Genomic DNA, 14,799 nt, shown 5'->3' with positions numbered 1-14,799 from the left:
CCAACCCCCCCCCCCCCCGACCCCGCCTCCGGCGAGCGCGAAGATTGTCGTGCACGTCGTCGGTCAGGTCCGCCGTCCGGGCGTGATCGAGTTAAGGGCTGGTACGCGGGTCGACGATGCGATTGCTGCTGCAGGAGGCGCGACGACTAAGGCCGATCTGGCGCAGGTGAATTTGGCTCGCCTCGCCGTCGATGGCGAGCAGATCATCGTCCCGAAGGAGGGGGAAGCCGGCACCGCCGCGCCGGCCCCGCAGTCTCCGGGAGCGTCCGGCGTCGGCCCCGGGGGCGGTGGTCAACTCGTCGACCTCAACTCCGCCGATCAGGCCACCTTGGAGACCCTGCCGGGCGTCGGTCCCGTGCTCGCGCAACGCATCATCGAGTGGCGCACCGATAACGGTCGATTCGCCTCGGTCGAAGATCTCAACGCGGTGAGCGGGATCGGGGAGAAGATCTTCGCCCAGTTGGCACCGAAGGTCCGGGTGTGATCGGGCGTGGCGTCGATCCTTCCCGGGGTGAGCCGAGCGAGGTCGAGCAGGTCCCCGGTCGGCTCGACCTGCGGCTCCTCATCCCCGCGATCGTCGCGTGGGCGCTCGGGGCCTTGGCTCTCGGATGGCCGGTGCATCAGCGTGGTGGGGTAGCGGCCGCCTGCGCTGCGCTAACGGGTGTGGTCGGTCTGATCGGCTGGAGACGCGGCGGTCGAGGCTGGCCGGGGCTGATCGGGTTGACCGGGGTCGCGAGCACCTTGGTCCTCGGGGCGTCGACAGTGCACGGCGCAGCTCGCGAGCTCGGTGACATCGCGGACCTCGCCGAGAGCCGGGCCGCGATTCAGGCCCGGGGGGTCGTCCTGACCGAACCCATCGTGCGACGGCCGGCCGGTCGGGATGAGCCGATGGTGATGCTCCGCCTGCGGCTCACCAGCGTGAGCGCGCGGGGGACAGTGCGGACCGTCAACACCCCGGTCCTGGTGCGTGCCGGTGCCGACTGGGCCACCCTGCGCTGGCGCGATGAGGTCAAGGTCGCCGGCAGACTCTCACCGGCCGAGCCCGGCGAAGAGGTCCTCGCGATCCTCGCGCCACGGGGGCCGCCGCAGCGGCCAGGCGAGCCGCACCCCCTTCTCGCTTCGACCGAACACATGAGGGCGGGACTGCGGCGCGCGGTCGATCACCTTCCCGCCGACGCACGGGGGCTCGTGCCTGGCCTTGTCATCGGCGATACCAGCCAAACCCCGCAGGACCTCACCGACGCGATGCAGGTCACGGGGCTGACCCACCTGTCGGCGGTTTCGGGGAGCAATGTCAGCCTCATCCTGGCGGCAGCGCTCGGTCTCAGTCAGGTGGTGGGCGTGCGTCGTCGTTGGCGGCCCGTGGTGGGGCTGGTCGTGCTGGCCTGGTTCGTCCTGCTGGCCCGACCGGAGCCGAGCGTCGCGCGGGCGGCGACGATGGGGGCAATCGGCGTTATCGGGTTCGGGATGTCGCGGCGGGCGATTGGTCTGCCGGTCCTCTCAGCCGCCGTGCTCGCCCTGCTCACGCTCGATCCGTGGCTGGCGCGCTCGTACGGATTCGCGCTATCGACCCTCGCCACGCTCGGCCTGCTCCTCTTCGTGGCGCCGTGGAGCGAGGCCATTGGAACACACCTACCGCGGCGCGTGCGGTGGGCCGCTCCCGTGCTCGCGGTGCCCCTCGCCGCGCAGGTGATGTGTGCTCCGGTCATCGTCTTGCTGCAGGGGTCGGTTTCGACCGTGTCGGTTCTGGCCAATGTGCTGGCGGCGCCGCTCGTCGCACCGACCACCATCGTCGGGATCAGCGTCGCGCTCGTCGCCCTCGTGAGCAGTGCGCTCGCGTCCTGGCTGGCCTGGGTTGCCGCCCTTCCGGCGCTCGGGATCGCCTGGATTGGGAGATCCTGCGCGCAGATCCCCGGCGGCACGATGCCGTGGCCCGACGGGGCCTTCGGCGCGGGGCTGCTGGCGGTCCTCACGGTCCTCGCGCTGCTCGTCGGACCGTGGCTGATGTATCGGGCCCGTGCGGCGCCGGTGGTGGCTCTCGGTGTGATCGTCGTGCTCGCGGCGGGGTCGGTCCCGGCCCGCACCTTCACCTGGCCACCCCAGGGATGGCTCCTGGTCGCCTGTGATGTCGGGCAAGGCGATGCCCTGGTGCTCGCAACCGGCCGGGGTCGCGCGGTCGTGATCGACGCTGGCGCCGAACCGGCGCCGGTCGACGGCTGTCTCGGCCGCCTGGGTGTCACGCAGGTCGAGGCGGTGATCCTCACCCACTTTCATGCCGATCACGTCGGGGGGTTAGAGGGGATTCTCGATGGGCGTCGGGTCGAGCGGATCATCGTCACCCCGGTGGCCGAACCCGTCTCTGAGGCGCTGCGGGTCCGCCAGCTCGGGGCCGCCGCTCAGATCCCCGTCAGCGAGGTGGTGGCCGGCGACCACCTGAGGTTCGCAGGCGTCGAGGCGGACGTCTGGTGGCCGGCTCAACCGATCAGCAGTGGATCGGTGCCCAACAACGCGAGCATCGTCTTGGCCGTGCGCAGCGGCCCGCTCGATGCGGTCCTCCTCGGTGACATTGAGCGGGAAGCCGGGGGCGCCATCATGCGCCACCTGCGGTCCCATCCCGATCTGCTCGCCAGCGCGAGGGGGCTGGACGTGGTGAAGGTCGCGCATCACGGGTCGGCCAATCTCGATCCCGCGCTGGCCGAGCAGCTGGCCGCGCCGGTCGCGGTGATCAGCGTGGGCGCCGATAACTCCTATGGCCACCCGGCTCCGTCGCTGCTGCGGCTCCTTGCCCGTGAGGGCAGCGCGGTCTGGCGTACCGACCAGCGAGGGGACATCGCGATCATCGCTGTGGGTGATCGGCTCGCGGTGGTCGGTTCGGCGTCACGGTGGTGACCCCCTTCAGCCCACGAAACTGATACCCTCGGGGGTATCCAAGTACGTCAGGGAAGGGAAGAGCAATGTGTCGACCGGTGGCCTGCAAGGTGTGCGGTAAGACGACCTGGGCGGGGTGTGGCATGCACGTCGATCAGGTCATGGCGAATGTGCCGAAGGGGGCTCGCTGCCCGGGGAACCACACCGCCGACGAAAAGCAAGCCGCCGGCGGTGGCGGGTTCCTCAGCAAGCTCCTCGGGCGCTGAGCACCCGACCTCCTCGATACCCGCACGGGTATCATCAATGTCAATCAATGCCTCACCGCGAGGAGGACCTCCCGTGCAACTCGATCCGCAGCAGATGGACGCCGTCGTCAAGCGCCTCAAGCGCGCCCAAGGGCAGATCGGCGGGATCCTGAAGATGATCGAGGAGGGCCGCGACTGTCAGGACGTCGTAACGCAGCTGGCGGCCGTCAGTAAGGCTCTGGATCGTGCCGGCTTCGCGGTCATCTCGCTCGGGCTGCGAGAGTGCCTCGTCGAAGGCCGGGAAGGTCAAGAGGTGGACCTCGCACAGATGGAAAAGCTCTTCCTCACCCTCGCCTGATGGACGCCTCGGACTGGGATGCCCGGTACGAGGGGGCAGACCTCGTCTGGTCGGCCGGACCCAACGCCTGGGTCGAGCAGATCGTCTCGCCAATCACCCCTGGCCTGGCCCTCGACGTCGCGGCGGGCGAAGGGCGCCATGCCCTCTGGCTCGCCGAGCGGGGTTGGCGGGTCATCGCGAGCGATTTCTCGCCGGTGGCGGTAGAGCGCATGGCGAAACTCGCGGACGCTCGCCTCGGTGCTCGCCGCTCATCGCTCGCCGCCGTCGTCGGCGATGCCACCGCCCCGGCGCCGGTATCGGACGCTGACCTCGTCCTGCTGAGTTATCTCCACCTGGAGGACGCGCCCTGGCGTGCAGCTCTCGACTCGGCCGTAGCGGCCCTGCGGCCTGTCGGGATGCTGCTCATCATCGGTCACGCGCGCCGCAATCTCGCCGAGGGGGTGGGCGGGCCGCAGGATCCGCGCCTCCTGCGCGACCCCGAGACCGTGGCCGCCGACCTCGATCCGCTCCCGGTCGAGGTCGTGAGTTCGCAGATGCGCTACCGATCGGTCGCGACCGACCAGGGCGAGCGTCAGGCGCTCGATACGGTCGTGGTCGCCCGCGCGCTCTCACAGAGCGCTTCGAGGGTCGCGGCGACGGCTGGCACCCGCTGAAGGTCGGGCGTCGTCACCACGTGGATGTGACGCCGGGACGGCGGGTTGAGCGGCCGGATCACCACGTCGGGGTTGTGCGTCGCCGCCCGGATGAGGTCGGGGATCAACGCGACGCCGAGACCGGCCGCGACGAACCCTTGGACAGCGACATAGTCCTCGGTCTCGAAGGCCACCCGCGGGGAGTACCCCGAGGCGGCGGCGATCGATAACAGGTGACCGCGACATCGGGCGCACCCCGCGATCCAGTCCTCATCGGTGAGTTCGGTGAGGTCGACGCTCTCGTGCTGCGCCAGCGGGTGTGTCCGGGGAAGGGCGACGCGCACCTCTTCTTCACGCAGAGAATGCACGACGAGTCCCTCGAGATCCTCTTCGCGGCCGAGGTCCTGCCCGTCGTAGGAGAAGGCCACCGCCAGGTCGCACTCCCCGGCGCGCAAGGCGGCGAGGGATTCGGGGGGCTCGGCTTCGGTGAAGGTCACCGAGATGTCCGGGTAGCGCTCGCGCACCGCCGCGAGGGCCCGGGGCACGAGGGTGACCGAGGACGAGGGGAAGGCCATCAAGCGGACCCTGCCGGCGCGAAGCCCCGCGATCGCCGCGACCTCCTCTTCGGCGGCGTCGAGGGCGGCAAGGACAGGGGTGGCATGGCGGGCGAGGACCTGGCCGGCCTCGGTGAGACGCACGCTCCGCCCGACCTTTTCGACAAGGACCGTCCCGGTCCTTTGCTCGAGGCGCTTGACCATCTGCGAGACCGCCGGCTGGGAGTAGCCGAGCGCGAGGGCCGCAGCGGTGAAGCTGCCCTCGTCGGCGATGGCCCGCATCACGCGCAGCCCTGCGGCGTCGATCATGTCCCCCAGGGTATAACGCGTGGTTATCGGTATCGGGAAATGCGGCGGATCAGCGCATACTGGCGGTCATGACGACCGGAGTGTTCCCACCAGCTGGGCGAAGGGAGGGCGCGGCCACCCCGCGCCCGCACTCAAGCCCCGACGAGGTCGCCCAGGTCCTCCGCCGCGGCCCGGCGCTGGTGCTGAGCGGAGCCGGGATGTCGACCAACTCGGGGATCCCCGACTACCGCGGGCCCGATGGGACGCGGCGGGTCACGCCGATGCATATGTCCGAGTTCGTCGCGAGCAGCGAAGCGCGCCAACGCTATTGGGCGCGCAGTTTCGTCGGGTGGCGGCGCTTCCGAGCGGCCGAGCCCAACGACGCCCACCGGCTCGTCACGACCCTGCAAGAGCGCGGCGCGATCGGGGCGGTCATCACCCAAAACGTCGATGGCCTTCACCAGGCGGCGGGGACGAGCGGCGTCGTCGAACTGCACGGCAGCCTCGCTGGCGTCATCTGTCTCACGTGCGGCGACCGCAGCACTCGGACGGATCTCGACGAGCAAATGGCTGCGCGGAACCCCGATTTCGATGTCGTGAGCGATGAGATCCGACCCGATGGTGATATCTCGTTGGAGGCCATCGACGTCGAGCGCTTCGTCGCGCCCGTCTGCGCCGCGTGCGGAGCGGACACCCTCAAGCCCGATGTCGTCTTCTTCGGGGGAGCCGTCGATCGCGAGATCGTCGAGCGGTGCTACGCCTTGACCGACCGCGCACCGAGCCTCCTGGTCCTGGGCTCGAGCCTGCAGGTGATGTCCGGCTTGCGCTTCGTGCGCCGCGCCGCGCAGCGCGGCATCCCGGTCGTCATCATCACCCGTGGCCCGACGCGTGGCGACGCGCTCGCGACGCACGGTCTCGATGGTGAGCTCATCTCCCTTCTCGCCGAAGTCGCCTACGACCTGGGGTAGGGCCCGACTAGGGTGGCCGCCATGAAGGGGTTCCCCAGGTCGGTCATGCGCAGGCTGGTGCTGGCGTACAGCGTGCGCAACCGAGAGCGCAAGGCTCGTCTGATCGCCGACTTCATGCGCCAGCACGAGGTGCGCACCGTCCTACTGGTGGGCTCGAGCACCATCACCTCTCGCAACGAGGGAATCGTCGAGCGCCGGATCACCGAGCACGCCGACCTGGTGGCCTCGACCGATATCGCCGACCGTCGCGGGGTCGAATGGCCTTTCTTCGTCGCGGACGGCAGGCACCTCCCCGTCGCCGAGCGCGCAGTGGACATGGTCCTCGCCAACGCCGTGATCGAACATGTCGGCGATGAGGCCGACCAGGCGCGCTTCGTTGCGGAGCAGACCCGAGTCGGTCGGGGCTGGGTCATCACGACACCGAACCGATGGTTCCCGGTCGAGTCGCACACCTCGGCGCTCTTTCGGCATTGGTCACCGGCGTGGTCGGCGAGCCGTCAGGAGTTCACCCGCCTGCTCTCGCGCCGCGAGTTCGCTCGGCTCTTACCGGACGACGCCGTGATCCACGGGCGGCCGTGGTCGGCCACTTTTACCGCGACCTGGTGGTCGTCGTAGCGGCTCGGCGCCCCCTTCTCGTCGCTTAGATACTGCGCAGGACGGCGGTGACCTTGCCGAGAATCGTCGCGTGGTCGCCATCGATCGGGTCGAAGGCGGGGTTGTGCGGGAGCAACCAGACGTGCCCGTCACGCCGCTTGAAGGTCTTGACCGTCGCCTCGTCATCGAGCAGCGCAGCGACGATATCGCCGTTGTCGGCGGTCGGCTGCTGGCGCACCACGACCCAGTCCCCATCGCAGATCGCCGCGTCGATCATCGAGTCACCGACGACCTTGAGCAGGAAGAGGGACCCCTCGCCGACGATCTGGCGGGGGAGGGGGAAGACATCTTCGACGCTCTCTTCGGCGGTGATCGGCACGCCCGCGGCGATCTGCCCAAGCACGGGGACGTAGGACGCCTCGGGCCGATCGTCGCCGATGCCGGTCTCGTCGAAGGGGGCATCGCTGGGGTCGGCGCCGCCGCGGTACCCGTGCAGGTCAATCGGGCGAGGCTCCTGAGGGGAGACGATCTCGATCGCGCGCGGCCGATTGGGGTCCCGGCGGATGTAGCCCTTGTTTTCCAAAGCGGCGAGCTGGTGCGAGACCGAGCTCGGGCTCGCGAGCCCGACGGCATCACCGATCTCCCGCACGCTGGGTGGGAAGCCGCGGCTCAGGACGGCATGCCGGATCACCTCAAGGACGCGGGCTTGACGCGCCGTGAGGCCGCGCCCGTTATCCCGCTCGGGGAGTGCGCGCACGTTGTCCGCGCCGGCGTTCTCGCCTGATTCGCGGTCTTTGCGTCCCATGGAAGGTCCCCTTCGTTGGTGCCGAACGAGCGTTGTCGGTGCTCGCTGATTGCCTGGTCTTCGTGTCACTCACAGTACCGGCGATCGAACGCCTGATTCAAACACCTGTTCGAGGTGTGTCTTGCGATTGTTCGAACACCCGTGCTACACATCGTACATACGTTCGCTCGAACACCGGTTCGAACGGGCTCGAGGAGGACTCCATGACGCTGTCGCCGATCGCCGTTCCCGCCCGCGCCACCCGCCCGGCGCCGGATCGTCGCGCCCCTGTGCGCCCCGCCCATCCCCAGCGGCACCTCGTCTCGGTCCCGACCGGCGCCCAGGTCCCCGTGCGCGAGTCCCACCCGTCGCGTCTTGTGCTCACCCGCCGCGGGCGCGTCCTGATCGGCCTGGTGGTCGCGGCGGTGTTCGCCCTGACCCTGGCGATTGCCCCCTTCGGCGGGGCTAGCGAGCCGGTGACCGTGGGGACGGTGACCGTGCAGGCTGGTCAGACGCTTTCCGAAATCGCCGCCCGCGAGCTCCCGGGTGTCCCGGTGGCCAATGCCGTCGTGTTGATTCAGCGGCACAACCGGCTCGCCTCGACCGAGGTGCATGCGGGTCAGAGCCTGCAGATCCCGGGGCGCTAGGGCCGCCCGACGGCGGGGTGTGTCGCCCGGAGCGCCGCGCGACACGCCGTCGGACCGCGAAGGGGCTTGCGCCGCGTGGGTCAACGATGTTCAATAGGCACTACATCTAGTGGTTACAGCGATGTAGTTCATCCACATCTAGTGGCCCGTGATGCACAGGTTCTCCACACCATCAGCGGCCCGTCCCCAGCGTCATCCACCGGATCGGCGGCCCGTATCCACATTGTTCGAGCCGATCGGGAGCGAAGGGGGCTATCGGTCATGCACTGTCCGTTTTGTCGGCACACCGATTCTCGGGTCATCGACTCACGCACGGCCGATGACGGCGGAGCGATCCGGCGCCGGCGTCAGTGCCCGAGCTGCGGTCGTCGCTTCACGACGGTCGAGACGGCCAGTTTGACCGTGGTCAAGCGCTCCGGTGCGAGCGAGCCCTTCGATCGGACGAAGATTCTGGTCGGTGTTCGCAAGGCCTGCCAGGGCCGTCCAGTCACCGATGACCAGTTGGCTCTGTTGGCCCAGCGGGTCGAGGAGACGATTCGCAGTCAAGGCAATGCCGAGATCGAGGCCCACGAGGTGGGGATGGCGATCCTCACCCCCCTTCGAGAGCTGGATGAGGTCGCGTACTTGCGCTTCGCCAGCGTTTATCAGGCCTTTGAGTCCCTCGAGGACTTTGAGGCCGCGATCACGATCCTGCGCGCCGAGCGCGCGGCCGACGGGGTCGAACCCTCTCCGATCGGGCGGGCGTCCTCATAGGCCGCGGCCGGATCGATCACCACCAGCGCACCACCTTCACCACAGCTACCACCCATAGCGACACACACGAGCAGGAGAGACGTCACATGACCGAAACCGCGGGCAAGACCGGAGCGAGGCGCACGCCGCGCCGACGGGGCATCACCGTCGAGCGCATCTTCACGACCGAAGGCGTGCACCCCTACGACCAGGTCACCTGGGAAAAGCGTGATGTCGTCCAGCAGAACTGGCGCACCGGTGAGACGATCTTTGAGCAGAAGGGCGTCGAGTTCCCCGACTTCTGGTCGATCAACGCCTCCACGATCGTGACGACCAAGTACTTCCGCGGCGCGCTCGGGACCGAGGCCCGCGAGACGGGTCTGAAGCAGCTGATCGACCGGGTGGTGCTCACCTACGTCAAGGCCGGCAAGGACCACGGCTACTTCGCGACCGACACCGACGCCGAGATCTTCGAGCACGAGCTCACCTACGCCCTGCTGCACCAGGTCTTTAGCTTCAACTCGCCCGTGTGGTTCAACGTCGGTACCAAGAGCCCGCAGCAGGTGAGCGCCTGCTTCATCCTCTCGGTCGATGACTCGATGGACTCGATTCTTAACTGGTACAAGGAGGAGGGTTTCATCTTCAAGGGCGGCTCTGGCGCCGGCCTGAACCTCTCGCGGATCCGCTCCTCGAAGGAGTTGCTCTCCTCCGGTGGTACCGCCTCCGGTCCCGTGTCGTTCATGCGCGGCGCCGACGCGTCCGCAGGCACCATCAAGTCCGGTGGCGCGACCCGCCGCGCGGCGAAGATGGTCGTCCTCGACGTCGACCACCCCGATATCGAGGAGTTCGTCGAGACCAAGGCGCGCGAAGAGGACAAGATCCGCGCCCTGCGCGACGCGGGCTTCGACATGGACTTGGGCGGTAAGGACATCGTCTCGGTCCAGTACCAAAACGCGAACAACTCGGTGCGCGTCACCGACGAGTTCATGCAGGCCGTCGAGGACGGCACGGAGTTTGGGCTCCGCTCGCGGATGACCGGCGAGGTCATCGAGAGCGTCGACGCTCGCGAGCTGATGACCAAGATCGCGACCGCCGCCTGGGAGTGTGCGGACCCGGGCATCCAGTACGACGACACGATCAACGACTGGCACACCAACCCCGAGACCGGGCGGATCACCGCGAGCAACCCGTGCTCGGAGTACATGTCGCTCGATAACTCTTCGTGCAACCTGGCGTCGCTCAACCTGCTGAAGTTCCTGCGCGAGGACGACACCTTCGACACCGCCACCTTCCAGAAGGTCGCAGAGTTGGTCATCACCGCGATGGACATCTCGATCTGCTTCGCCGACTTCCCGACCGAGTCGATCGGGGAGACGACCCGCGACTACCGCCAGCTCGGGATTGGGTACGCGAACCTCGGTGCCCTGCTGATGGCGACCGGCCACGGCTACGACTCGGCCGGTGGCCGGGCCCTCGCCGCGTCGATCACCTCGTTGCTGACCGGCGCCGCCTACAAGCGTTCCGCCGAACTCGCCGGTGTCGTCGGCCCGTACGCCGGGTACGCCCGCAACGCCGACGCGCACCAGCGCGTGATGCGCAAGCACCAGGCCGCCAATGACGCCCTTCGCACCGTCGGTTCGATGGACCACGAGATCCACGCGGCGGCGACCAAGGCCTGGGACGCGGTCGTCAAGACCGGCGCCAAGGACGGCTTCCGTAACGCGCAGGCCTCGGTGCTCGCGCCCACCGGCACCATCGGCTTCATGATGGACTGCGACACCACCGGGATCGAGCCGGACTTCTCGCTGGTGAAGTTCAAGAAACTCGTCGGTGGCGGCTCGATGCAGATCGTGAACCTCACGATCCCTCGCGCGCTGAAGAAGCTCGGGTACACCGAGGAGACCATCGAGGCGATCGTCGAGTACATCGCCGACAAGGGTCACGTCGTCGACGCCCCGGGCCTGAAGACCGAGCACTACGAGGTCTTCGACACCGCGATGGGTCAGCGTGCGATCTCGCCGATGGGTCACGTGCGGATGATGGCCGCGGTCCAGCCCTTCCTCTCCGGCGCGATCTCCAAGACCGTGAACCTGCCCGAGCGCGCGAGCGTCGAGGAGATCGAAGAGGTCTACCGCGAAGGGTGGAAGCTCGGGCTCAAGGCACTGGCCGTCTACCGCGACAACTGCAAGGTCGGCCAGCCCCTCTCCGATGGTGGCTCGAGCTCCAAGGATGAGAAGGCGTCGGCGCAGGCGGCCGAGACCATCACCGAGACGGTCGAAAAGATCGTCTACCGCCCGACCCGTGAGCGCCTCCCGAAGCGCCGCGACTCGCGCACCACCTCCTTCGCCATTGGTGGCGCCGAGGGCTACCTGACCGCCGGGACCTACGACGACGGTCGCCTCGGCGAGGTCTTCTTGAAGTTCGGTAAGCAGGGCTCGACCCTCGCCGGCGTCATGGATGCCTTCTCGATCGCGATCTCGGTAGCGCTGCAGTACGGCGTGCCGCTCGAGACCTTCGTCGAGAAGTTCTCCAACATGCGCTTCGAGCCGGCCGGCATGACCGACGACCCGGATGTGCGGATGGGTCAGTCGCTCGTCGACTACGTCTTCCGCCGCCTGGCTCTGGACTACATGGACTTCGAGACCCGCAGCTTCATGGGGATCCACACTGCCGAGGAGCGCGCTCGCCAGCTCGAGACCGGTTCGTACGCTCCGGCGACCGTCGATGACGACGCCGAGGCCATCGAGGACGAGATCGAGAGCTTCAGCCAGGGCGTCGGCGCCTCGACCAAGGCCGGTGCCACCAAGTCCGCGTCGGTCGACCACGCCGCCGAGGTCACCTCGGGTGCTGGCGCGGCCTCGGCTCGCGAGGTGAGCGACGAGGTGCACTCCTCGGCCGATCTCCTCGAGCGCTTCCAGGGCAAGACCGCTGACGCACCGATGTGCATGACCTGCGGGACCAAGATGCGCCCCGCTGGCAGCTGCTACGTCTGCGAAGGCTGCGGTAGCACCTCCGGCTGCAGCTGATCACGGCCGCGCGAAGGGCGCGGGGCGCCGACCAATAGGGTCGGGGCCCCGCGCCCTTCGTCGTTGGTCCCGCGAAACTCCGATTTTCTCGTGGAAGTTCGCGGGATGATCGGAAGTTCCAGGGACGGGGGAGACTCGCGCCCTTCGTCGTTCGTCCCGCGAAACTCCGGTTTTCTCGTGGAAGTTCGCGGGATGATCGGAAGTTCCAGGGACGGGGGCGGGGCTCCGGGAATGGTGGAGATTTCGGGGACCTGGGGAGACTCGCGCCCTTCGTCGTTCGTCCCGTGAAACTCCGGTTTTCTCGTGGAAGTTCGCGGGATTGTCGGAAGTTCCGGGGACGGGGACGAGGGTGGGGGGCTTTGGGACGGTGTCAGGCGCGAGGCTCCGTGGTGCCAGGTTCGGCGGGGGTCTGGAGGTTCGGGGGTTTGGGGGTTTCGGGGAATGTCGAGACCAGGGCTCAGCAACGCCCCGGGGGACGGCAGAGGGCTAGCCTCGGAGGCGGGTGCTCGCACGGCCGCGGGCGGCCACGACCCAACCGCGAGGAGTCACGATGAACGAGCGTCCGGTGCGGATCGGTGTGCAATTGCAGCCGCAGCACGCCACCTACCAGCAGATGCGCGACGCCGTGATGCGCGCCCAGGACCTTGGCGTCGACGTCATCTTCAACTGGGACCACTTCTACCCGCTCTACGGCGACCCGGACGGGGCGCACTTCGAGTGCTGGACCATGCTCGGCGCCTGGGCCGAGCAGACGTCGCGCGTCGAGATCGGGGCCCTGGTCACCTGCAACTCGTACCGGAACCCGCAGCTGCTCGCCGATATGGCCCGCACGATCGACCACATCAGTGACGGCCGGCTGATCCTTGGCCTCGGGTCGGGGTGGTTTGAGCGCGACTACGACGAGTACGGCTACGAGTTCGGGACCGTCGGCAGCCGATTGGACGATCTTGGCGAGGCCATCCCGCTGATGACCTCGCGTCTGGCAAAACTCAACCCGCCACCCACCCGCCGCATCCCGATGCTGATCGGCGGCGGGGGAGTGAAGAAGACGCTGCGCTTCGTCGCCGAGCACGCCGATATCTGGCACAGCTTCGCCGGTCCCGAGGAGATGGCGACCAAACTCGAGGTCCTGCGCGGTCACTGCGATAACGCCGGGCGGGACGTCGGCGAGATCGAGATTTCGGTGGGCGTGGGCGGCCGAGGCCGAGACGGGCTCTCACCGGATGCTCCGGAGGTCGAAGGGCGGCCGCTCTACGACCTTGGTGCTCGCCTCTTCACCACGGGCATCTCGGGACCTGAGTACGACCTCGAGGCCATCACGCCCTGGCTGCGCTGGCGCGACGAGCTCAACGGCGGGTAGCCGGGGGCGAGGTCGACGGGGCGGCGCTTACCCCCTTCGCAGGTCGAAGCGATCGGGCTAGCCTCGATCAGCATGCGATATGAGTACCGAGTGGTGCAGGTCCGTGAAGGCATGATCGGCTCGAAGATGAGCGCCGACAAGCTGGAGAAGGTGATGAACGCCGAGGCCGCGAAGGGGTGGCAGGTCAAGGCGATCACGTCCGCCGATGTCAAGGGCCGGCTCGGGCCTGGGGGGACCGAGGGGCTTCTCGTCACCTTCGAGCGTCCGGTGGGCTGAACCCGCTGGGGCGAACGCGGCACGGGTAATCCTCCCCATATGGTCCGCTGCTGCCCGCGCGATAAGGTCAGCGCGTTCCGAGAACGGCGAAAAATCGAGGGGGAGGACCTCTAAATGAACCAGTGGGCCGCAGGGTGGTACCCGGACCCGGAGCAGCACGGGCAGATTCGATATTGGGACGGAGCAGCCTGGACCGAGCATCGTCAGCCGATGCCCGCCGACTTCGGTCCGCCTCAGCAGGCGAATGATCACGCGGCCGGAGTCGCCGGGAGCGGTGAGCAGGCTGGCAGCACCGGTGAGGGCGAGTCGGCCGCGACGCAGGGCGCAGAGCCCACCGCGGTCTATGAGCGTCCGGCGTCCGAGGAGGGCTCGGCCGAGCAACCCGTTGACGAGTCGACCCAGGTTCGCCCGAACGCCGACCGGGCCAGCGATGACGCGAGGTGGCAGGAGGCCGCCGGCGCTTCATACGGCTACGGCTCGTCCACCGAAAGCGGACAGCACGGCTCGTACGGCCAGCAGGACTCGGGGTCCTACGGGGCGGCCCCTGGCACGGACAACTCCTATGGCGGCGGCTACGGCGGCTATGGCGGGCCGGGGGCACCGGGCGCTTCTGGCCAACCAGGCGGTCCGGCCCAGTCGCCGGATGGTCCAGGTGGTAAGAGCAAGGCCCTCCCGATCGCCATCGGTGTCGCCGCGGTCGTCATCATCGCCATGATCGCCGGGCTCGCGGTGTGGGCCTTTAGCGGGGGCGACGACGAGCAGCCGACGGCGAGCGACACCTCCACGACGACCTCGTCGACCACGCAGCCCACCACGGCGCCAACGACGACGACGGAGCCAACCAGCCCGACCACGACCCCCGGGAGCGAGACGTCGAGCTCCCTGCCCGGACGGGTCTACGCGGGCGACTGGGACAAGAAGATCGAGGGCGAAAACGACGCCGTGGTCAACCTGCCCCCGAACTCCACTGTTGGCCTGATCGAAGCCGCGTACGAGGGGGACAGCAACTTCGTGGTCCACGGCCGCGATAACGACGGCCAGACGACGGGCCTCTACGTCAACAAGATCGGCAAGACCAACGACGTGGTCCCCTTCAACCTCGGCGGGTACAGCGACGAGGCGACCCGGATCAGCATTCAGACGACGGGCAAGTGGTCGGTGACCTTCAAGAGCATCTCGACGGTCCCCGACTTCGGCACGATGGCCAAGGGGACCGGCAGCAAGGTGCTGAAGTGGAGCGGCGACTCCTCCGATGTGCGCGCGGCCTACGACCCGGGCGATGCCCGGATGGGCTCGTTTGAGGTCGTGGCCGTCCACCCCGATGACCGTTTCCCGGACCGTCTGCTCTCGGAGTACAAGGCGTACGAGGGCACCACGACGGTGCAGAAGGGGACGACCTACCTGATCGTCACCGCGGAAGGGAAGTGGTCGCTCACCAAGCGGAAGTGAGCCTCACCGACGCGTCAT

Annotated in this window: 15 protein-coding genes; 13 read left to right on the top strand and 2 right to left on the bottom strand. The window is 68.3% G+C overall.

The genetic code is table 11. The annotated features are described in order from the left end of the window. The 5 genes from AB8K43_RS05935 to AB8K43_RS05915 form a co-directional block, all read left to right on the top strand. The coding region (locus tag AB8K43_RS05935) for a helix-hairpin-helix domain-containing protein (protein WP_370892446.1) at positions 1-484 on the top strand (484 nt) is incomplete at its 5' end. Further along, positions 481-2,889 carry a DNA internalization-related competence protein ComEC/Rec2 gene (locus AB8K43_RS05930; protein WP_370892444.1) on the top strand — a complete coding sequence of 803 codons (2,409 nt, stop codon included), beginning with the start codon at positions 481-483 and terminating at the stop codon, positions 2,887-2,889. The genes AB8K43_RS05935 and AB8K43_RS05930, both read left to right, overlap by 4 nt. A 65-nt stretch (positions 2,890-2,954) precedes the next feature. Next, on the top strand, positions 2,955-3,134 hold the full coding sequence (locus tag AB8K43_RS05925; RefSeq protein ID WP_370892443.1) for a hypothetical protein: 180 nt from the start codon (positions 2,955-2,957) through the stop codon (positions 3,132-3,134). Positions 3,135-3,207: 73 nt separating this feature from the next. After that, positions 3,208-3,471 carry a metal-sensitive transcriptional regulator gene (locus tag AB8K43_RS05920; protein WP_370892441.1) on the top strand — a complete coding sequence of 88 codons (264 nt, stop codon included), beginning with the start codon at positions 3,208-3,210 and terminating at the stop codon, positions 3,469-3,471. After that, the gene (locus AB8K43_RS05915) at positions 3,471-4,124 is read left to right on the top strand and encodes a class I SAM-dependent methyltransferase (protein WP_370892439.1); all 654 of its coding nucleotides are present in this window, start codon (positions 3,471-3,473) and stop codon (positions 4,122-4,124) included. Before AB8K43_RS05920 ends, AB8K43_RS05915 begins: the two co-directional genes overlap by 1 nt. Here AB8K43_RS05915 and AB8K43_RS05910 read toward each other — a convergent pair. Further along, complete coding sequence (locus AB8K43_RS05910; protein ID WP_370892437.1) at positions 4,043-4,966, bottom strand: LysR family transcriptional regulator; 924 nt, start codon at positions 4,964-4,966, stop codon at positions 4,043-4,045. The genes AB8K43_RS05915 and AB8K43_RS05910 overlap by 82 nt on opposite strands. Positions 4,967-5,034: 68 nt before the next feature. On the opposite strand from AB8K43_RS05910, the gene AB8K43_RS05905 reads away from it, so the two are divergent. Beyond that, positions 5,035-5,913 (top strand): Sir2 family NAD-dependent protein deacetylase, encoded by an 879-nt coding sequence (locus AB8K43_RS05905; protein ID WP_370892435.1) that lies wholly within the window; start codon positions 5,035-5,037, stop codon positions 5,911-5,913. A 21-nt stretch (positions 5,914-5,934) separates the two neighbouring features. Further along, complete coding sequence (locus AB8K43_RS05900; RefSeq protein ID WP_370892433.1) at positions 5,935-6,528, top strand: class I SAM-dependent methyltransferase; 594 nt, start codon at positions 5,935-5,937, stop codon at positions 6,526-6,528. Between the two features lie 25 nt (positions 6,529-6,553). On the opposite strand, the gene lexA is transcribed toward AB8K43_RS05900, so the two are convergent. Beyond that, on the bottom strand, positions 6,554-7,312 hold the full coding sequence (lexA, locus tag AB8K43_RS05895) for a transcriptional repressor LexA (protein ID WP_370892431.1): 759 nt from the start codon (positions 7,310-7,312) through the stop codon (positions 6,554-6,556). 203 nt (positions 7,313-7,515) lie between these two features. Between lexA and AB8K43_RS05890 the strand changes: the two genes are divergently transcribed. The 6 genes from AB8K43_RS05890 to AB8K43_RS05865 all read left to right on the top strand — a co-directional run bounded on the left by AB8K43_RS05890 (position 7,516) and on the right by AB8K43_RS05865 (position 14,781). Next, positions 7,516-7,938 carry a LysM peptidoglycan-binding domain-containing protein gene (locus AB8K43_RS05890; protein WP_370892429.1) on the top strand — a complete coding sequence of 141 codons (423 nt, stop codon included), beginning with the start codon at positions 7,516-7,518 and terminating at the stop codon, positions 7,936-7,938. A gap of 261 nt (positions 7,939-8,199) precedes the next feature. Continuing rightward, entirely contained in the window at positions 8,200-8,691 is a 492-nt protein-coding gene (gene nrdR, locus AB8K43_RS05885; protein WP_370892427.1) for a transcriptional regulator NrdR, read from the top strand. Between the two features lie 86 nt (positions 8,692-8,777). Next, a complete protein-coding gene (locus tag AB8K43_RS05880) occupies positions 8,778-11,696 on the top strand; it encodes a vitamin B12-dependent ribonucleotide reductase (protein WP_370892425.1) in 2,919 nt (972 codons plus the stop codon). Positions 11,697-12,246: 550 nt separating this feature from the next. Beyond that, on the top strand, positions 12,247-13,056 hold the full coding sequence (locus AB8K43_RS05875) for an LLM class F420-dependent oxidoreductase (RefSeq protein ID WP_370892423.1): 810 nt from the start codon (positions 12,247-12,249) through the stop codon (positions 13,054-13,056). Between the two features lie 72 nt (positions 13,057-13,128). Then, positions 13,129-13,332, top strand: a complete 204-nt coding sequence (locus tag AB8K43_RS05870) for a DUF4177 domain-containing protein (protein ID WP_370892421.1) — start codon at positions 13,129-13,131, stop codon at positions 13,330-13,332. A gap of 114 nt (positions 13,333-13,446) precedes the next feature. Then, positions 13,447-14,781 carry a DUF2510 domain-containing protein gene (locus tag AB8K43_RS05865; protein ID WP_370892419.1) on the top strand — a complete coding sequence of 445 codons (1,335 nt, stop codon included), beginning with the start codon at positions 13,447-13,449 and terminating at the stop codon, positions 14,779-14,781. Positions 14,782-14,799: the final 18 nt, after the last annotated feature.

The sequence above is a fragment of the Janibacter sp. GXQ6167 genome (assembly GCF_041365945.1).
Classification (GTDB): Bacteria; Actinomycetota; Actinomycetes; order Actinomycetales; family Dermatophilaceae; genus JBGFSK01.
The sequence above is the reverse complement of the archived record's forward strand: the minus strand, read 5'-3'. Positions and strand labels throughout refer to the sequence as shown.